This is a genomic window from Lachnospira sp., assembly GCF_016290755.1.
Lineage (GTDB): Bacteria > Bacillota > Clostridia > Lachnospirales > Lachnospiraceae > Lachnospira > Lachnospira multipara.
Genome location: NZ_JAEEVD010000044.1, coordinates 1 through 20,895, shown reverse-complemented (window position 1 = coordinate 20,895; position 20,895 = coordinate 1). Strand labels below are relative to the sequence as shown.

The 20,895-nt window shown below is 35.0% G+C and carries 17 protein-coding genes and 1 other annotated feature; all 17 genes read right to left on the bottom strand.

Translation table 11 applies throughout. The annotated features are described in order from the left end of the window. Positions 1-142 precede the first annotated feature (142 nt). Positions 143-1,810, bottom strand: coding sequence for an EAL domain-containing protein (locus tag QVA17_RS09915; RefSeq protein ID WP_287388550.1), 1,668 nt, complete (start codon positions 1,808-1,810; stop codon positions 143-145). A 492-nt stretch (positions 1,811-2,302) separates the two neighbouring features. Then, positions 2,303-3,679: an argininosuccinate lyase gene (gene argH / locus QVA17_RS09910; protein ID WP_287388548.1), complete on the bottom strand. Its 1,377-nt coding sequence runs from the start codon at positions 3,677-3,679 to the stop codon at positions 2,303-2,305. A 103-nt stretch (positions 3,680-3,782) separates the two neighbouring features. Beyond that, positions 3,783-6,089, bottom strand: a complete 2,307-nt coding sequence (locus tag QVA17_RS09905) for a DNA gyrase/topoisomerase IV subunit A (RefSeq protein ID WP_287388546.1) — start codon at positions 6,087-6,089, stop codon at positions 3,783-3,785. 65 nt (positions 6,090-6,154) lie between these two features. Further along, positions 6,155-8,089 (bottom strand): DNA gyrase/topoisomerase IV subunit B, encoded by a 1,935-nt coding sequence (locus QVA17_RS09900; protein ID WP_287388544.1) that lies wholly within the window; start codon positions 8,087-8,089, stop codon positions 6,155-6,157. Positions 8,090-8,121: 32 nt separating this feature from the next. Continuing rightward, positions 8,122-9,117, bottom strand: coding sequence for a peptidylprolyl isomerase (locus QVA17_RS09895; RefSeq protein ID WP_287388543.1), 996 nt, complete (start codon positions 9,115-9,117; stop codon positions 8,122-8,124). Between the two features lie 223 nt (positions 9,118-9,340). After that, positions 9,341-9,820 (bottom strand): 23S rRNA (pseudouridine(1915)-N(3))-methyltransferase RlmH, encoded by a 480-nt coding sequence (gene rlmH / locus QVA17_RS09890; RefSeq protein WP_027430579.1) that lies wholly within the window; start codon positions 9,818-9,820, stop codon positions 9,341-9,343. 11 nt (positions 9,821-9,831) lie between these two features. Further along, positions 9,832-10,098, bottom strand: coding sequence for a glyoxalase (locus QVA17_RS09885; RefSeq protein WP_027430578.1), 267 nt, complete (start codon positions 10,096-10,098; stop codon positions 9,832-9,834). Positions 10,099-10,108: 10 nt separating this feature from the next. Further along, positions 10,109-10,894, bottom strand: coding sequence for an HAD family hydrolase (locus QVA17_RS09880; protein WP_287388537.1), 786 nt, complete (start codon positions 10,892-10,894; stop codon positions 10,109-10,111). Between the two features lies 1 nt (position 10,895). Continuing rightward, the gene (locus QVA17_RS09875) at positions 10,896-11,519 is read right to left on the bottom strand and encodes a Maf family protein (RefSeq protein ID WP_287388554.1); all 624 of its coding nucleotides are present in this window, start codon (positions 11,517-11,519) and stop codon (positions 10,896-10,898) included. A 166-nt stretch (positions 11,520-11,685) separates the two neighbouring features. Further along, positions 11,686-13,347: a 2-isopropylmalate synthase gene (locus QVA17_RS09870; protein ID WP_287388535.1), complete on the bottom strand. Its 1,662-nt coding sequence runs from the start codon at positions 13,345-13,347 to the stop codon at positions 11,686-11,688. 150 nt (positions 13,348-13,497) lie between these two features. Beyond that, positions 13,498-13,738, bottom strand: a binding site (T-box leader). Positions 13,739-13,792: 54 nt separating this feature from the next. Continuing rightward, entirely contained in the window at positions 13,793-15,154 is a 1,362-nt protein-coding gene (locus tag QVA17_RS09865; RefSeq protein ID WP_287388533.1) for a hypothetical protein, read from the bottom strand. Next, complete coding sequence (locus tag QVA17_RS09860; RefSeq protein ID WP_287388528.1) at positions 15,154-16,284, bottom strand: DUF58 domain-containing protein; 1,131 nt, start codon at positions 16,282-16,284, stop codon at positions 15,154-15,156. The genes QVA17_RS09865 and QVA17_RS09860 overlap by 1 nt, the downstream gene beginning before the upstream one ends. Continuing rightward, complete coding sequence (locus QVA17_RS09855) at positions 16,284-17,231, bottom strand: AAA family ATPase (protein ID WP_287388526.1); 948 nt, start codon at positions 17,229-17,231, stop codon at positions 16,284-16,286. Before QVA17_RS09855 ends, QVA17_RS09860 begins: the two co-directional genes overlap by 1 nt. A gap of 82 nt (positions 17,232-17,313) precedes the next feature. After that, positions 17,314-17,769, bottom strand: a complete 456-nt coding sequence (locus QVA17_RS09850) for an Lrp/AsnC family transcriptional regulator (protein WP_027430570.1) — start codon at positions 17,767-17,769, stop codon at positions 17,314-17,316. A gap of 158 nt (positions 17,770-17,927) precedes the next feature. Further along, a complete protein-coding gene (locus QVA17_RS09845) occupies positions 17,928-18,245 on the bottom strand; it encodes a DUF1292 domain-containing protein (RefSeq protein ID WP_287388523.1) in 318 nt (105 codons plus the stop codon). Positions 18,246-18,306: 61 nt separating this feature from the next. Then, positions 18,307-20,193, bottom strand: a complete 1,887-nt coding sequence (locus tag QVA17_RS09840) for an ATP-dependent helicase (protein ID WP_287388520.1) — start codon at positions 20,191-20,193, stop codon at positions 18,307-18,309. 108 nt (positions 20,194-20,301) lie between these two features. Then, positions 20,302-20,802 carry a GreA/GreB family elongation factor gene (locus tag QVA17_RS09835; protein WP_027430567.1) on the bottom strand — a complete coding sequence of 167 codons (501 nt, stop codon included), beginning with the start codon at positions 20,800-20,802 and terminating at the stop codon, positions 20,302-20,304. Between the last annotated feature and the right edge of the window lie 93 nt (positions 20,803-20,895).

Below are 20,895 nucleotides of genomic sequence, written 5' to 3'. Positions count from 1 at the left end.
CCACCTGTCAGAAGGGGCTTTAACCCCTTCTGACACTAGTAAGCTTTATACCCCCGCTTAAAGCTTACGCTTTTGAAGCGGGGGATTGCTTACACTGCGTTCATATTATTCTAGTGGTTAAACTTTATTCTTCTTATAATTTCTAGAAATTATCTTCTAACTTCTCCTGCTCCTCTGACCTAAAGTTTTCTAGGAAATCTAGTAAATCTCCCTTCTTTATAGGCCTTGAGAAAAAGAAGCCCTGAATCTCATCACAACCATAGCCAATAAAAGACTCTAGCTGATCTTTATTCTCCACGCCCTCAACTAAAATTTTTAAATCTAGTTCCTTAAACATAGAGATTACATTTTTAATTATGGTTTGCATAACCTCATTCTTATACTCATCTACAAAAAGCTTATCAAGCTTAACAATAGTTATTGGCAGGGTTCCAAGTCTTCTAAGATTAGAATACCCCGTTCCAAAGTCATCTAGAGAAAACTTAATGCCATAATCGTTTAGCTTAATAAGATTGTTCATAACCACAGCCTGAGAATAACCAGCAATGCTTTCTGTAATTTCAAAGTTTACTTTATCTGGAGATATCTCCATACACTTCATTTTATTTATGATATTATCCGCCAAATTCACCTGAAGACATTGCTGGATTGAAAGATTAATTTCCACAAATTCAAGTCCACTTTTTACAAAATCTTCACTAGCAATAAATTTAAAAGTCTCATCTAAAACATAGTCGCCAATTCTTAGAATCGCCCCACTCTTCTCCGCTGCTCTAATAAATACCTTTGGAGATACAAAGCCATATTCCTTGTCATATAGTCTTAGCAAAGCCTCGGCACTTTTAAATTTCTTTTCCTTAACAGAATAAATTGGCTGATAATAAACCATGAAATTATCCGTTAAATAAGCCTTTTCAATGATTTTATCAATGTTTGTATTTATACTTACTTCCTTATCATTAATAATGTCCTTAGCCTCGTAAATATTTCCCATGAGCTTGCTATTATTGTAAAAGCTATTGGAAAATGTAATCAAATCCTCCACGCTAGCAATATCCTCTGGGAATACAAGACTGCAAAGGTAAGCGTTTATATTTACATTTATATGATTAAAACTAATAGGCTTTGAAAGCTCATTATCAATTAGTTTGGCTAAGGCCTTAACCCTGTTTCCATCAATACGATTAACAATAATTGCAAACTTGCCATCGTTTAAATAATAAAGAATATATCTACCCTTAATTAAGTTAGTCGAATTCTGAATCATACCTGCAGTTCTTCTAATTAAGGAATTGTAGTGCTCATAGGATAAAAGCCCCCTAAGCATTGAAGAATTCTTTAATTTAACTAGAAGTATCATTCGATTAGACTTAGTCTTTTCGTATCTTTTCGTATCAGATATAAAGGAGTTCATATTGTGAAAACCTGTAACTCCATCAATTAAAACCTCCGGCCTTTGAACCGTCTGGCTTACCAAAAGATTAACTAAAGATAGGGCAAAGGGCTCCACAACTAAATACGGGAAGAACCATTGAATTCCAATTGCAAGTACACTAATAGGATACATCAAAACAATACTATTAAAGTGTGACTGTGCATACCAATCTCTGTATTGAATTACAAAGAAAAAGGAATAAAAGAAATTCAGACTACCAATAAAATACATTAGAAGTATATAATTTCCTCTAATATAATGTCCCATTTCATCAATTCTAAAAATCATGCCATTATAATGATTTACAATCAATAAAATAATGATAGCTAGAATTGAAAGAATATGAAAAATCCAGAAGCCATGCCTCTTAAACATAATTTGCCACAAGTCTATAATGCTAATATTATACAAAGTATATATGAAAATATTAGACAAATGAAATAGAAAATAAAGGGAATTAGGTATAAAGGCAGTCCTAATTTCAAATAAACTATTATGCATGCTCGTATCAATAGTTATAGCCCATATATCAAAAATGCAAGTTATAATTCCCCATATAGCATTAAATATAAAAAACTTATTCGATGCTCCCCTAGTCATCTTTCTATAAAAGAAAGAAAACACAATGATGGCATTTACTAAAAGCGCTGCAACATCAAAATATATAATTCTTATCATATAAGAAATCTCCTTATATATTTACCTTAAAAACTATTTTTATTATATCATTTAACATATATTTCTACAATTAATATAAAGCCTTATTCTTAGGGAAAATGCATCAAGGCAATAAAAACCAGAAACTAGCCTAGGCTAATTTCTGGTTTAAATCTTATATCTTAATCTAAAGTTTTATATAATCTTAACTTAGTTATTAGCTAAATATTCCTCATTTAACTTAATAACCTTATTCATTACCTCAGGTCCTGGTGCGCCAAGAGTAAGTCTCTTATTAACACAAGTCTCTAAGCTAATTGCCTCATAGATATCCTCATCAAATACGGGGCTAATCTTCTTATATTCTTCAAGAGAAAGGTCATCAAGTGCGATTCCCTTATCAAGGCAAAGAAGAACTAACTGGCCAACAATACCATGAGCTTCTCTAAATGGTACGCCCTTCTTAACTAAATAATCAGCGGCATCTGTAGCATTTGTAAAGCCATGCTTAGCAGAATCAGCCATTCTCTTATCATTAAACTTCATTGTATCAATCATACCCTTAAAGAGGCTGACACAGCCCTTTACAGTATCGATGGCATCAAAAGTTAATTCCTTATCTTCCTGCATATCCTTATTGTAAGCAAGAGGAATTCCCTTCATTGTTGTAAGAAGTCCCATAAGTGCTGCATAAACTCTACCTGTCTTACCTCTTACAAGCTCTGCAATATCTGGATTCTTCTTCTGTGGCATAATTGAGCTTCCTGTCGAAAATGCATCATCAAGCTCAATAAACTTATACTCATTAGAATTCCAAATAATAATTTCTTCAGAGAATCTGCTTAAATGCATCATAATAGTTGAAAGTGCTGATAAGAATTCAATTAAGTAATCTCTATCAGAAACTGAATCCATACTATTAAGTGTAGGTCCATTAAATTCTAGTAACTTAGCAGTTAACTCTCTATCTAGAGGATAAGTTGTACCAGCTAGAGCCCCTGCGCCAAGTGGACAGTAATTCATTCTCTCATAGATATCTGAAAGTCTTGATCTATCTCTTTTAAACATCTCAAAGTATGCGCCAAAGTGATGTGCTACAGTTACAGGCTGAGCTTTTTGTAAATGAGTGAAGCCTGGCATAAATGTTGTAACATTTTCCTTCATAATACGAAGAATAACCTGCATTAATTCCTTAACTTCTTCATTTACAGCTAAAATCTCATCCCTTGTATAAAGTCTCATATCAAGTGCAACCTGATCATTTCTGCTTCTACCAGTGTGAAGCTTCTTACCAGCATCACCAATTCTTTCAATAAGGTTTGCCTCCATAAATGTATGAATGTCCTCATATTCATCATCTATAACAAGCTTTCCTGCTTCGATGTCAGCTAAAATTGCCTTTAAGCCATTAACAATCTTCTCGCCTTCTTCTTCGCTAATAATCCCTGATTTAGCAAGCATAGTAGCATGTGCAATACTACCTCTGACATCTTGTTTATAAAATTTTTGGTCAAAGGAGATTGATGCATTGAAGTTATTAACTAACTCATTAGTCTCCTTTGTAAAACGACCGCCCCAAAGTTTCATTTTCATTTCCTCCTAATGTTTTAACGATTTAACTCATTAAAATGTAATCACTACTAATTTAGCAAATGTTTACTAGGATGTAAACCTCCTTTTAGGATTTAAGCTATTTAATTTTACTTCCCTTAGAATCTCTATGAGCCAACTTTAAGTTAGTAAGGTTAAGTTCCTTCTTCTTATACTCAACCGTTACCTCATCTCCATCAGTAACTAAGAAGACCTCATCAATATGATCATCCTTAGCTAACTTCATAGCACGAACACCAAGAGCATTCTTCTTCTTTTGAGGAATGTCAGTTAGAGGGAATTTTAAAATGTTACCATTAGCACTAGCAAGGCAAACGTTCTGGTTACTTTCCACAACCTCTTCCTCTACAATGCCACCCTCAAGGGTAAACTTAGAATAAATAGCAATCTTAGCATCTGTTGTATAAACGCCTACTAAGCTATCATCCTCACCAAGCTTTGTAGCCGAAACTGTCTTTTTATTAACTTCAAACTCAGAAGCATCCACAAGCTTTGCCATACCATTCTTTGTAACAAAAAGTAGCTTCTTATTCTTGATTGTTGCCTCAGAACCGAGGAAGCAAATATTTTCTCCACTACTATCGTAATTACCAACATTATCAATAGGAGTACCCTTGTCTCTAAATCTAGTATATGGTAAGTCCTTTACCTTAACCTGATGCATATTACCTGTGTCTGTGAAAATGAGAATCTTACCGGTATTCATACATGTAAAGACATACTTATTCTCTGCATGTACTGCTTCCTTATTTCTCTCATAGGCAGAAATATCAATAGTCTTAGCATAGCCAAATCTATCCATAATAAAGACTACTTCCTTCTCTTCCATCTTCTTTTCTTCATAAACAGCTTCCTTAGCATCAAGAATCTGAGTTCTTCTAGCTCTAGCATATTCCTTCTTAATTCTTAAAAGTTCAGCCTTAATTACCTTTGCCATTTCTTTTCTAGATGAAAGGATCTTCTCATATTTTTCAATCTTCTTTAAGCATTCTTCGAATTCCTTCTGAAGCTGTAAAATTTCAAGACCAATTAATCTATAAAGACGCATCTGTAAAATCTCTGTAGCCTGGCGCTCTGTAAAATCAAGCTTAGCTGCACTTGCCTTAGATTTTTCAGACTTAAAATTAATACCTTCAACATTACCGTTAACTAAGCAATCCTTAGCCTGAGCTAAATTCTTACTTCCTCTAAGGATTTCAATAATTAAATCAATAATGTCGCAGGCACGAATAAGACCTTCTTTAATCTCCTTATTGTCTCTTTCCTTTTTAAGGAGAGTTGTATATTTTCTTGTGGCAAGATCAAACTGGAAGTCTACATGATGCTTAATAACCTGCTTAAGGCTTAAAGTTTCTGGTCTTCCATTAACAATAGCAAGCATGTTAACACCAAAAGTATCTTCAAGCTTTGTCTTCTTATAAAGCATGTTCTCTAAGTTCTTGTAATCAGCGTTCTTCTTAAGTTCAAGAACGATTCTAATGCCTTCCTTAGAAGATTCATTTGAAACATCCACAATATCACTTGTCTTCTTAGTTTCAATTAAATCAAGAACATCTGAGATAAACTTAGAAATATTAGCTCCAATCATTGTGTATGGAATCTCTGTAATAACTAACTTATCTCTTTCACTTCTCTTTGTGGCTGGCTCGTAAACCACCTTACCACGAAGCTTTACCTTACCCTGACCTGTTTCATAGATGTCCTCTAAGTCAGACTTATTAATTACAATACCGCCTGTAGGGAAATCTGGTCCTGGCATAATTTCTAATAATTCCTTAGTTGTAATTTCAGTGTTATCCATATAGGCACAAACTGCATCACAAACCTCAGCTAGATTGTGAGGTGGAATATTAGTTGTCATACCAACGGCAATACCATCAGCACCATTAATAAGTAAATTAGGTACTCTAACTGGTAAAACCTCTGGTTCTTTTTCTGTTTCATCGAAGTTTGGTAGGAAATCTACTACATTTTTATCAAGATCAGTTAAATACACGTCCTCTGTAAACTTCTGGAGTCTAGCCTCAGTGTATCGCATAGCAGCAGCTCCATCACCTTCAATAGAGCCAAAGTTACCATGACCATCTACTAAAGCCATTCCCTTCTTAAAATCCTGTGATAAAACTACTAATGTCTCATAAATTGAGCTATCACCATGTGGATGATATTTACCCATGGTATCACCAACAATTCTTGCTGACTTTCTATGGGGCTTATCATGTCCTAAATTTAATTGGTCCATAGCGTATAAAACTCTTCTTTGAACAGGCTTTAAACCATCTCTTGCATCTGGTAAAGCTCTTGCTGTAATTACACTCATGGAATAATCTATATAAGACTTTTGCATTATTTCAGAATACTCAGTCTTTACTATCTGTTCAGCCATATATCCTCCCGTTTAATATTCTAATTATTAATTAGAATTTATGTCTTTATTATACAAGTAATAATTTAAGCATCGATCTCAGCTTCATTGGCATGAGCATAGATAAATGCACGTCTTGGTGGTACTTCACTACCCATAAGCATAGAAGTAACCTCCGCTGCCATTCTCGCATCTTCAATTTCTACTTGTTTTAAAATTCTAGTTTCAGGATTAAGAGTTGTCTCCCAAAGCTGCTCAGGATCCATCTCACCAAGTCCCTTATATCTTTGAAGAGTAAAGCTACCTTCTTCATGATTCTTTCTATAATTTTCAAGAGCCTTGTCATCATAAAGATACATGCCTTCATCCCCAGACTTCTTCTTAGTCTTCTTTGGCACTACCTTATAAAGAGGTGGTGTTGCAATATAGACATGACCCTGATTAATAAGCTCAGGCATGAATCTATAGAAGAATGTGAGTAAAAGTGTATCAATATGAGCACCATCCACATCGGCATCAGTCATAATAATAATCTTGTCATAACGAAGCTTTGAAATATCAAAGTCATTACCGTAACCCTCTAAGAAGCCACAATTAAAGGAATTAATCATAGTCTTAATTTCTGCATTAGCTAAAACCTTATCGATTGTTGCCTTCTCAACATTTAAGATCTTACCTCTAATTGGAAGGATTGCCTGAGTTCTTCTGTTTCTAGCAGACTTTGCAGAACCGCCGGCAGAATCACCCTCTACAATAAATACTTCGCACTCCTCAGGATTTCTACTTTCACAGTTAGCAAGCTTACCGTTGCTATCAATTGAGAATTTCTGCTTTGTAAGAAGATTTGTCTTAGCCTTTTCCTCAGCCTTGCGAATCTTAGCTGACTTTTCAGCACAAGCAATAACAGCCTTTAGAGCCTCTAAATTCTTATCAAAATATAACTGAACCTCGTCGTTAGTTATAGCCGATACAACTGTTGAAGCATCAGGATTATCAAGCTTAGTCTTTGTCTGGCCTTCAAATCTTGGTGCTGGATGCTTAATAGCAACAATAGCTGTCATACCATTTCTAACATCAAGACCAGTAAAGTTATTATCCTTATCCTTAAGAATTCCTAACTCTCTAGCATACTGATTAATAATCATTGTAAACTTAGTCTTAAAACCTGTAATATGTGTACCACCCTCTTGAGTGTAAATGTTATTACAGAAACCAAGTATATTTTCCTCGAATTCATTTACATACTGGAAAGCAACTTCCACTTCAATGTCATCCTGCTTATTCTTAAAATAAACAATATCACAAACAGTTTCCTTGCCTACATTTAAGTCCTTAACATAAGCTAAAATACCATCTTCTTCATGGAAAGTTTCCTCTTCAGGTTCTTCACCTCTAAGGTCCTTAAAATTAATTGTAAGTCCTGGATTTAAATATGCGATTTCATGTAATCTTGACTTGATTGAATCCGCCTTAAATCTAGTCTTTTCAAAGATTTCACCATCAGGAAGGAAAGTAACTGTTGTACCTGTATCATGCTTTCTGCAAGTACCAATCTCCTTAAGAGGAGCTACTGCCTTACCTCTTTCATATCTTTGCTTATAAACTTTACCTTCAAGTCTGATTTCAACCTCTAACCAAACTGAAAGAGCATTAACAACGGATGCACCTACACCATGTAAACCACCAGAAATCTTGTAACCGCCATCGCCAAACTTACCTCCGGCATGAAGTACAGTAAATACAACCTCAACTGCTGGAATACCAGCCTTAGGATGAATTCCTATTGGAATACCTCTACCATTATCCTTAATAGTAGCTGTACCATCTGCATTAAGACTAACTGTAATATCACTACAAAAGCCCGCTAAATGCTCATCTACAGAATTATCTACGATTTCATATATAAGATGATTAAGACCCTTAGTGCCTACTGAACCAATATACATACCAGGTCTTTTTCTAACCGCTTCTAGTCCTTCCAAAATGGAAATACTATTAGCATCATATTTCTTAGTTGCCATAAAATTTTCTCCCTTTTATTTAAAATGCAAGTCTAATTAGATAAATAAGAATTAAAAATGCTTTCAAAGTTTGATGAATAAATTGAATTAGAACGAACGCTAAGTTTTGCCCAAACTCCTGTATTAAAATCTACATAATACTTTGATTCGTACTCATTCATATACTCATTAAACTGCTCTAATTGCTTGCTTTCTAAGATTGTTGTCTTATTGACTTCAGTCTTAGTTTTATCATTATCAGAAGTACAACGAATTAGATAATAAAGTCCATTAACTTCAAAAACCTCACTCATATCACCAGTAGATAGGTTAAAGGCAATGTCTTCAAATGTCTGATCCATTTCACCCTTCTTTAATTCCATTTCATAATTGCCATCGTCATTGATTTCCTTTGCAAGGGCAAAGAAAGAGCTACCTGACTGAATGCTATTATAGGCATTCTCCACCTCTTCCTTAGAATCGCTTACAATATACTGAATATCAATAACTCTAGCATCATCATAACTTACCTCAATGTCATATTCAGAAATAATATCCTCATATAATTTATTAGCAATGGCAAATTTAGTATACATCTCTTCTAGATCCTCTAAACTTACATCTAACTGCTTCTTATCATCATCGGATAAGTTATTGTAATACTCAGCAGCTGCTGCCTCTACGTTGTTCTCTTCATCTCTACTTAAAACAACGCCTCTTTCCTTTGCTAGCTTATTTAGCATAGCAACTCTTATTAACTTAACTTTAATTTGATCATTAACATAAGAATAAAAAGATTCTCCATCAATTGTCTCATTCCAGATATCTTCACCTAAAAGCTCTTCGTACTGGCTTCTAGCATCAGACATTAAAATCTTAGCTTCGGCTTTAGTCATTGAAATGCCATCCACTTTAAGAATTGTATTAGAATTTAGCCCTGTTGATATATAAACAAAATGGCCATTGAAAAAAATCATAAAAATTAAACATGCTGCAACTAAAACCGCTGCAGACACTAAAGCAATTAATCTCTTCTTGTTAGTCTTCAAAACCCTTACTCCTTTAGTCCATTATTCTGTAAAATCTTGCTATAGCTGCAATCGCACACGTGTAGCTCTTTTCCCACCACAAGGGGGGGAAGTGCTCGCATTAGATGCGGCAGAGCCGCAACTCGCACACGTGTAGCTCCTTTCCCACCACAAGGGGGGAAGTGCTCGCATTAGATGCGGCAGAGCCGCAGCTCGCACACGTGTAGCTCCTTCTTTGAAGGAGCTACTTGTGATACGGCTCGTTCTTCATAATTCTATAGCTTCTATAAATCTGTTCAAGTAAAATCACACGCATTAACTGGTGTGGAAAGGTCATCTTAGAAAAGCTAAGCTTATAGTCTGCTCTAGCTAAGACCTCACTTGATAAGCCAAGGGAACCACCAATCACAAAGCTAATATCGCTCTTTCCAGAAATTCCTAGCTCATCAATCTTTTTTGATAACTCGACAGAATCTAGCATCTTGCCTTCAATGGCAAGGGCTATAACATAGGAGTCGTCTTTTATATTAGATAAAATTCTCTCCCCTTCTTTTCTTTTGATTAAGTCATTAACAGTATCACTTGCATTATCCGGTGTCTTCTCATCAGGAAGCTCTATAATCTTTAGATTACAGTATCTTGAAAGTCTCTTAGAGTACTCATCAATAGCACCTGTAAAGAACTTCTCTTTCACCTTGCCAACGCATACAATGTTAATCTTCAAGCAATTCACCTCTAACCTTCAACTACAAAATATTCACCGCTAGGAAGTTTAAAAACTTCTAGCTGCTCTTCTAATTCTTCATCAGACATAGAACTAACATCCATACCTTCTTCTGCTAGGGCATCTCTTAATTCCTTAATGTCCTTACAAACAAAAGCAAAGGACTCTTCAAGAAAATCCTTAGCCTCATCAAGATCAAAGACTACATCCTCCATAAAAAGTTTTGCTTGCTCTTTTAAGAAAACCTCTGCACAGGCTGTTAAATGCTTCTCGTCCATAATAATCTCCTTATGATAAAATTTGTGGGAAACGCTCCCTTAATGTATCAACTACTCTCTTGGCCTCGTAGTTACCATGTTTCTTAACATCTGCTACAGCCTTCTCCATGACATAAGAATACTTAACATTATCAAGCATAGTAATATCATTATAATTATCACCAAATGCCATACACTCATTAGACTGTAATTTAAAATACTCCTTAATCTGATTAATAGCCTTACCCTTAGAAACACTAGTCTCCATAAAGTCTAGGTAGAGATCACCAGATACTGCAATACTTGCCTTACCCTGCCATCTATCAAAGAAATAGTCTCTAGAATTAGAGATACCTGAAAGGTCACAAACAGCCACCTTTAAAATATCTTCCCTAATCTCACTAAAATCCTCTACTAGAGTTGTATGATAGTTAACTACCTCGGTCATTCTATGATGATATTCTTTAGTCTTAGGCTTAATATAGGCAGTCTTTTGTCCTGAAACTAAGACCTCACAATTAGCTCTATTATAAACATCATCAATAATTTCAAGGGCTAAGTCTCTCTCCATAGCTGTCTTAGCTATTACCTTGTCCTTATAAGCTACTAATGCACCGTTCTCAGCAATATATACCAAATCCTTTGAAACTGGCTCAAATAGTCTCTTTAGAGAGGTAATCTGTCTACCTGATGCAGCAGCAAAATGTATTCCCGACTTTAAAAGCTTAGCTATTGCTCTTAAAGTTTCTTCATCTACACTCTGTGCCCCATTAAGAAGTAGTGTACCATCTAAGTCACTTGCTATAAATCGTATCATATTAACACCTTTCGTAATCTATTCTATATCCTAATTTATAAAGTTCAAGACATATTCTTGCTACTGGCAAGCCAACTACATTATTATAGTCGCCCTCAATAGCCTTAATGTAGGCGGCAAAAAGCCCCTGAATTCCATATGCCCCTGCCTTATCATAAGGCTCTTTAGTTGATATGTAGGCCTCCACACTCTCATCTGTTAAAGGGTAGACTAAAACTTCTGTCTTCTCACTAAAGCTAATCTCTTTAGCCTCCACTTTATCGCCCACGCCACTTGTCTTAATAAGACAAACTCCTGTGTAAACCTGATGAGCATTATCAGAAAGTCCCTTAATCATTCTTCTAGCATCTTCCTTATCCTTAGGCTTAGTTAGAATCTCGCCCTTGTGATAAACCACTGTATCTGCGCCAATAATCACACAATCAGAGAGGTCTTCCCCTCTTTCCTTTAGCATATCAAATACAGCTCTTGCCTTCCTTCTTGAAAGTTCCTTCACATAATCGTAAGGAGGCATTAGTTCAATCTCCTCACTTGCCTGACTAGTTATAATCTCAAATTTAATACCGACCTGCTCTAAAAGTTCCTTTCTTCTAGGAGAAGCAGAAGCTAAAATAATTCTCATAATTAAATTCCTTTCTCGACTTACCATGTCCTATATTAACATTCTTTTATGAAAAATAAAAGTCCAAAAAGAAATTTTGTTCGTTTCTAATCTAAAGAAAAGGGATAGAAACATTTTCCTATCCCTTAACTAATTCCTTATTAAAAACAAACTACATTATTGTTAAATCCTACTTATCAAGACTTCTATTCATAGCTGACTCAACCGCATCAATAGAAGCTCTAATAATATCGTGATCAATACCAATACCAAAGTAGCCCTTGCCATCATCGCCCTCAATACCTACATAAGCAATAGCCGAAGCACCAGAACCACTCTTTAAAGCATGCTCTTCATAAACTGTAATATTACATGGCTTATTAAAATGTTTAGCAAGTGCGTTACTTACTGCATCAAGACGACCCTTACCAGCCGCATTAACTGTAAGAGACTGTCCATTTTCTTCAATAGTAACTGCTGTCTGAATTCCATCTTCCTGCTTAAAATGTACCTCTGTAATCTTAAAGTTTGGTGTATATTTCTTATATCTCTTCTCAAAGATTTCAAGAACCTCATCTGGCGCTAATTCCTTATGAGCATTATCAGAAACATCCTTTACAGCATAGCCTAAATCCTCTCTCATAGCCTTTGGAATAAGCATACCGAAGTTTCTCTCTAATACGTAGGCAACGCCACCCTTACCAGACTGGCTGTTAATTCTAATAACATCAGAATCATAAGTTCTACCAACATCCTCTGGATTAATTGGAAGATATGGAACTGTCCAAAGTTCTGGATTGTGGTCGATTCTATAGTGCATCCCCTTTGAAATAGCATCCTGATGAGATCCTGAGAAGGCTGCAAATACTAACTTACCACAATATGGATGTCTATCAGAAATTGTCATCTGAGTAAGCTTTTCATAAGTCTGTGCAAGCTCAGGCATATCAGATAAATCAAGCTTTGGATCAACACCATGTGAATACATATTCATAGCAAGTGTAATAACATCTACATTACCAGTTCTCTCGCCATTACCAAAAAGTGTACCCTCAATTCTATCAGCACCAGCAAGCAAGCCAAGCTCAGAATCGGCAACGCCTGTACCTCTGTCATTATGTGGATGAAGGGATACGATAACATTTTCCCTATTATGCATGTTCTTACACATGTACTCTACCTGACTAGCATAAACATGAGGAAGAGACATCTCAACAGTTACCGGTAAGTTAATGATGCACTTTTTGTCTTTTGTTGGCTGCCACTGGTCAATAACTGCGTTACAAACCTCAAGGGCATATTCTGGCTCTGTGCCTGTAAATGACTCAGGGCTGTATTCAAATAAATAGTTTCCGCCATCTGCCTCAGCTAATTCCTTTAAAAGCTTAGCACCTTCAATAGCGATCTTCTTAATTTCTTCCTTAGACTTAGCAAATACCTGCTCTCTTTGTGCAAGAGATGTAGAATTGTAAACATGGATAATTGCTCTTGGAGCGCCCTTAACTGCCTCAAAAGTCTTCTTAATAATATGAGGTCTAGCCTGAGTAAGTACCTGAATTGTAACATCCTCAGGAATCATATTATTATCAATTAAAGTACGGCAAAATTCATACTCTGTCTCTGATGCTGCTGGGAAACCAATCTCGATTTCCTTAAAGCCCACCTTAATTAACATCTTGTAAAACTCTAACTTCTCAGCCAAGCTCATTGGTTCTATTAAAGCCTGGTTGCCATCTCTTAAATCAACAGAACACCAAATTGGTGCCTTATCCACGTATTCCTTCTTAACCCAGTCATTGCACTCAACTGGTGGCATAAAGTAGCCTCTCTTGTACTGCTTGTAATTAAACATAAACCTTTCCTCCTAATTCTAGTGCTCTTACTTATGAAAATGTGTCAAAAGCCTAAAGACAAATAAAGCCACTAATTTATCTTTATCCTAACGCTAAAAAGTCTCCCTTCCCAAAGAGGCTATAAAAAAACGTCTCTTAAAGGTTTCCCTTTAAGAGACGAATAAAATCCGCGTTACCACTCTTATTCATAGTAAAACTATGCACTCACCAAATACTTTCATATTCTGACCATTATAACGGTTGGCATTCCGTCTAGCCCTACAGTTATTAAAAAATAATTTCAGGTAGCTGCTCCAAGGCGAGTTCATTACTTCACTTTATCTATCTTTCACCAACCGATAGCTCTCTGTATTCCGATTCATAACTACTATTCCTCTTCATCGCATTTTAAATATTGAATTATATTAAAACTATAAACTAACAATATTTGTTTGTCAATAAGTTTTATAACTTCTTTAAATAACTAATTTCCTCTTTAGTTACCTCTTCTCTTGAGTATCTAGCCTTTTCATAAGCCTCAGTTATCTTAGCCGCCTTTTCTTCATCCTCAATAATAAGCTTAGAAGAAATATCGCCAGGCATTAATTTATCTGGCTTTAGACCATTTTTCTTATATTTAGTATAACGCTTCTTTGACTTGGCGTATTTTTTGAAAATCTTTCTATAGCTGTCATTATTAGATAAGCCCTTAGATGACTCCTTCTTTAAATTCTCGTAAGCCTTATCCTTTGAAATCTTTTCTTCCTTTAAAAATTCCACTTCATCAAATTCATCAAGCTTAGTCCTTTTAAAGCTCTTAGCATACTTAAATACTAGGTAAATTACTGAAACTGCCAAGGCTATCACAAGCACAAGGGCAAAGGCCTCAAAAATAGCATTAAAGATAGCTGCATTATCATTTGGTGTGGAATCTGCAAAGCTAATATCATAACCTGAACTTGCCTCATCACTAGAAGAAGCTGAATCTGTTGAATCCTCACCAGATCCCCAAAGTATAAGAATAAACTTAATAATTAGCTTTACAATGGCAAATAAAAATCCGCCGATTATACTAAATATATTTCCGTACTTACCGTAATAGAAAAGGTACATGAAAACCGCCATAACTAAGGCAATTACAAAGGTTACGGTTACATTTGCATTAATAATTCTATTAAGGGGAAACTCTGACTTTCCGGAGTTAACCTTAATAACCTTATTAAGTTCCTTTACCTGATTATAAATTAGGCTAGATAGGACAAACACTACAAATAAAAGCACCATAAGTCCCACAAGGCCATCATTATTATTGCTGCCACCAAGCACGTATCCCACAAACATTACAAGGGCGTAGGCTGGATGAATTCTTTCTTTAATTACAGAACTTGAGTAAACATCCTCGTCTGCTGCAGATTTTAAATTAGATACAAAATCCTTAGAAACAGGGGAATTATTAGCAAGCTCTGTAAGCTTATTCATGGCATTCTTAATTCTAATTGAACGAAGTGATATTACTAGTGTAGCAAGGAAAAAAGTCACAATCTCAAGGTCATTTCTTGCAAAGACAAGGCTTGCTAGCGGGAATATCAAATTAATTATCATAAAGGCTGTAAAATTATTAACCTTACGTCTAACAATATAAAGAGCTACTGTTGGAATAATACACAATGAACATAGAACTATATCAGTATTTGGCCTATTGGCAATACCAATAATAGCCATAACTTCAATGGCAAAAAATACCACAAACTGTGTGAAAATTTCTAGGAAGGTTTCTAATACGTTAAGCCTTTTGTTAGTTTTACTAATCTTTGTTGGCTGTCCCATTAAAGCTTACCTCCTATATTCTGATCAATCTCAAACTCCAGGCTCTTTAGCTCTGTAAACTGCGATATATTTTCTCCCCTAAAATGTGGCACAACCCAGAGAGAATCCTTATCGTTTTTAAATTTCTCGTTAATTAAGTCTACTAATTCCTTTTGTCTATTAGCAGAAATAATTACATAGATTGAATCTCTTTTAATTTGAAGTTCGTTAATAATTTCCTTAAAGTCACGCTTCTCCTTGCTTGCATCAACTCTAGCAAGTAGCGCGTTAATAGTCTTTAAATGAGCAACACCAGAACCTGCAGAAAGCTTTATCTCAGCTCCTTCAAGATAATCTCTAGCATTTGAGTAAAGGGATAAATTAACCCCTTCTTTTAAAAACTTAGTGGCAAAGCCTGAACAAAGCTCAATACTATTCTCAATAATCTCAAGGGATTCAAGCTGTCTGTCCTTTTCTAAATTAAGTAAAATGCATACATTTCTACTCATAGTCTCATCATATTCATTAACCATAAGCTGACCGGTTTTAGCAGAAGCCTTCCAGTTAACGGACTTTAAATTATCATTATAGTTGTATTCTCTAATTGAGCGGAAAGCGAACTTATCCTCGAATAGGTACTTCTTCTTAGTTAAGTCCCCTTCAAGGCTATTATTAATAATTCCAAGCTTATTAACGTCAATGGCCTGTGGGTAAACTGTAATAAAGGCAGTAGCGTCCTGCTTGCATACATTTACCTCGTCCATAAATACACCGTTAAAGACAATCTCTAAATTATCTAGTGTAAAGACACCTCTTTTAAGACACTTAATAGGAATACGTCTTGTGATCTTCTGATTAGGACCTAGGGAAAACACGTCATTTCTATAGGTTCTATCTGTAGTTGTAGAGTTAGTATCAATATCTGTAAAATACAAACTCTTATCTAATTGAAATTTAGTGTTAATCATAGCTAAGGGCAATTTCTTAGCGTTGCTAACAGTTAAGACTAAATTGGTTGAATCCCCACGAATCACATTTCTGCTTTCGAAATTTAGATTCATTTTCAAATTCTTAGACCAATTCTTTCTATAAAGAGTAACAACAAAGAAGTAAACAAGTGCCACAGCTACTATCATCAAAATAATATTCATTACTTATCCCATTCCTCTGTAGGCACATTAATTTCGCTAACGATTCTATCAATAATCTGCTCTTTGTTGTCACGAGCAAAGGCACCGGATGATAGTGAAAGTCTATGAGCAAAGCAAACTCTAGCTAAAGACTTAATATCTTCTGGTACAACATAAGTTCTTCCTGATACATATGCAAATGCTCTCGCAGCATTCACCATAGCAATTGACGCTCTAGGACTAATACCAATGGAAATGTCCACGCTATTTCTAGTCTTAGTAGCAATATTGACAATATATTCAATTAAAGATGGATGGATAAAGACTTCCTTTACCTCTTCTCTCATCTCTAAGATATCTTTTGTAGTAACTACGCTTCTAATGGATTCAATAGGGCTAGCCTTTAAAAATCTAGTAAGAATCTCCTTCTCACCTTCCTCGCTTGGATAACCCATATTAATCTTCATTAAAAATCTATCTAACTGAGCCTCTGGTAACTCGTAAGTACCAGCTGTCTCAATAGGGTTCTCAGTGGCAATAACGATAAATGGTGCATCTAGCTTAAAACTAGTTTCATCAACTGTTACCTGTGTTTCTTCCATACATTCAAGAAGTGCTGACTGAGTTCTTGGTGTCGCTCTGTTAATCTCATCGGCCAATAAAATATTAGTAAAAATTGGACCTTTTCTAAACTTAAACTCTTCTTCCTTCTGGTTATAGATATGAATACCTGTAATGTCTGATGGAAGTAAATCTGGTGTAAATTGGATTCTCTTAAAGTTACCCTCTATGCTTTTAGCAAATGTTTTAGCAAGCATTGTCTTGCCTGTTCCTGGAACATCCTCTAGTAGTACATGGCCAGATGCTAAAACACTTGTTAAAATCAACTTTGTAACATCCTCTTTATCTACGATAACCTTATTGACGTTATCTAAAACTAGTTTACATTTATCCTGATTATTAAACATGAAAAACCTCCGATTGTCTTTGTTTCATACGCTTTTTAGTATAGCAAGCAGAGATTATTCATTCAATAAAAAGAAAATAAAATTATTCTTCCATTGGCATATCTTGGTTAACGTCAATTCCTCTTGGTGGAACTGGTGTTGAGAAAACAATCTGAGTTGATGTACGACCGAATTTCTGAAGCTGTCCAATAAATGTATCAAGCTCTAAAGTACTTGGGAAGATAACCTTAAGTAACATTGAATAATTACCTGTTACACAATTACATTCTACAACGTTAGCGCATGACTTAATAAATGGATAAAATTCTGGCTTCTGTGCAGGTGCTACTTCAAGATTAATAAAAGCTGTAATATGATATCCAAGCTTTAACTGATTAATCTTAACCTCATAGCCTTCAATGATTTCTTCTTTTTCAAGTCTTTCAATTCTTGCTGATACAGCAGGTGATGATAAAAATACGTTCTCTGCTAAAGCCTTAAGTGGCATTCTTGCGTTCTGCTGTAATAATGTGATTATCTTCTTATCAATCTTATCCATAATTCCTCCTTAAAACAAAAAAAGACAATTCTAGCTATCGCGGCTAAAATTGTCTCCTTTGACATTCATTAATACTTTTCTATAATAAACCTAATTTAATTAATTATCAAGTGCTTTTTGTTAATTTAAATAAGTTTTCTTATGATATAGTTTATTTATTACTTATTCTCTTCTTCAATATCTTCAGCTTCGTAGAGTTCTTCATATTCCATAGCATCAAGCTCTTCATCAAAAGCATCTGAAACTATCTCATATTCCTCATCAGAGTCAATATTCTCTAGTACTGGCTCACCGTTTGGATCCTCTTCGTATCTGTAAAGATAAACCTCATCGTTATCTGCTGCCTCACCCTCAAGTGGTAAAAGCGCTATATATGTATTCTCACCAGCTGGGAAAATTCTAACGATTGCACATTCGCATGTCTCACCGCCATCAAGTGCAAGTGTAACTGTGCTATATTCTGAATTATTTGCCATATTTATCTCCTTTTCATGCTTACTGCATAAGCTTTTCTTTATGTAACCTTTTAAAAGGGTATCACAATAATTGATTTTCCTCAAGACCTATTTCCTCGATAAATCTCGAAGGAAGATAATCTTTGTTATATCTATGCTTAGGAGAAAGTATATACAAATGTTTCTTAGCCCTTGTAATACCTACATAGAAAAGCCTTCGCTCCTCCTCTATTTCCTCTTCAAGTGTCGCCTTATTAAGAGGAATAATTTCCTCGCAAACATCCATAATAAAAACCACTTTAAACTCTAGGCCCTTACTTCTATGAAGAGTGTAGAAGTTAATCCCATCAAAATTACAGTAGTCCTTATCTTTCGCCCCTGCACTAACTCCAGTTCCATCAGCTGCTGCCTCCCCATTTTCCTTTTGCTTTTCCCTTACAAAGGCTACAAAATCACTTATCTTAGTAAATTCCTTTGAAAGCTCTGTTATCTTTTCAAGGTCTTCAAGTATCAGCTCCTTATTGGCTTTATTTTTTCTAGCATATTCCTCAATATAATCCTCAAGGCCAATGCCCTTTCTAATGTAATTAATCGCCGCAAAGCTAGTCATTTTCTTAAGCATATTAATATCAAAGATAAGGCTATCAATATTTTTTATAACAGTATAATTAGGCCTTTCCGCCTTCTCATAAATCTCCTTTAAAGAAATCAAAGACACGGGACTTGTAAGATAAGACCTTGTAATATACCTCATGGGCTTATTTATTATTTTTAAAAACTTCTCTCTAGTCCTATCTCCAAGGGCAATTTCAAGGTAATCAAGGACTTCCTCCACCACATTACTATTGTAAAAAGAAGACATCTTAAAATCATTTTTGCATTTAATTCCCATAGCCATAAGTTCTCTTACAAAGACCTTATTTAATTCATTTGTCCTTGAAAATATAGCAATATCCCTATAATTTATCCCCTGCTCCCTTAGTTTTACAATCTCACTAACTAAAAACTCCCTCTCTTCCTTTTGATCCTTTGGCCTAAGGTAAGTAATTATTCCTTTACTCCGTTCCGGCGTATGTAAATTTTTTTCAAATCTTACTTTATTATGGGCTATAAGTTTATTGGCAAGTTCCACGATATTTGACTCACTCCTGTAATTTATATTTAATTCAAACTTACTTGCCTTTGAAAATATATCTAGGAAGGATAGCATAATCTCTGGCTTAGAGCCCCTAAAGCCGTAAATACTTTGATCATCATCTCCCACCACAAAAAGATTGCATTCTTCCCCTAGTAACTGCATTATTACCTCAAACTGCACCTTATTAATATCTTGAAATTCATCTATTAAAATGTATTTAAAGCGCTTTATCAGACTCTGACGTAGCTCTTCATTTTCCTTTAAAAGATAAACTAGCTTAAGAGCGAAATCATCAAAGTCTAATAGACCACGTCGCTTTTTTTCAAATTCGTAAACTCTAAATATATTCTTAAAGGTCTGTTCTGGGATTGTTTTGGACTTGTAATTATTGATATCAAGATTGTCATTTTTTATCTTAGAAATTTCTGCAAGAACTAAATCAATTAGTTCGTCTTCATTATCATATTCTAGCTCGTATTTTAAAATCTCTTTTCTTATAATGCTTCTTTGTAGATTAAGAGTTATAACTGCATCATTTGTTAGGTTGTTGGCATGCTTAAGTATGGTAAAAAAGAGGGAATGAAAGGTGGCAAAAAATACGCCAATGCCTTGATTATTGTTCTCTTTATAGAAACGCTCTTTAATTTGAATTGCTGCGGATTTATTAAAAGTGATTACTAGAATGTTTTGTGGACTCACATCATGATTATTAATTAGATTCTTTATTCGATTAGTCAGGGTAAAAGTCTTACCACTACCAGGGCCTGCAATAACAAGACAAGGACCCTTGTTAAATTCTATCGCTCTTTTTTGAGCCTCGTTAAAAGACATGTGTGTTCTTCCTTTCAATTGTTTTCTTTCGTAAAATCTATTGCTATTAAAAAATAAATGGGCTTAAAAAATTAAGCCCATTAAATATACTATCTAGTGCGATTGTTGTCAATAACGTTGTATCTTATCGTCTGCATCATCTGTTTTATCGATGCGCTTTACTACTACGTAATACTCAAGATTATCATTAACATGAATAAGCACTCTATCGCCTACTTTATGACCAAGTAGGGCTTTTCCAAGTGGGGATTCAATGCTTATAAGTCCAAGTAAAGAATCTTCTCTTACTGTTGTAACAAGCTTAATTTCCTCGCTTTCGTCATCATCCTCATAATAAACTTCTACAGTATTATTAACACCGATTTCATCTTCTGCAGCAGTTTCTTTAATAACTGTAGCAGACTTAATCATTCTTTGAAGATATCTGATACGACTTTCATTCTGGTTCTTAAACTTCTTAGCAGCATGATATTCGAAATTCTCGCTTAAATCTCCTTGAGCTCGTGCTGTCTTTACATCCTCAAGAGCCTCTTTTCTAACAACGCTAATACGATAGTCGATTTCTTCTTCCATCTTCTTAATGTCATTTTCTGTTAACTCATTTCGCATATAAATCCACCTCTTAAATCCTTATCCTAATTCTTAGAAACAACTTCTCCAGCCTTCTTATAAATTGACTTAGCCTCAACAACGCCACGTACA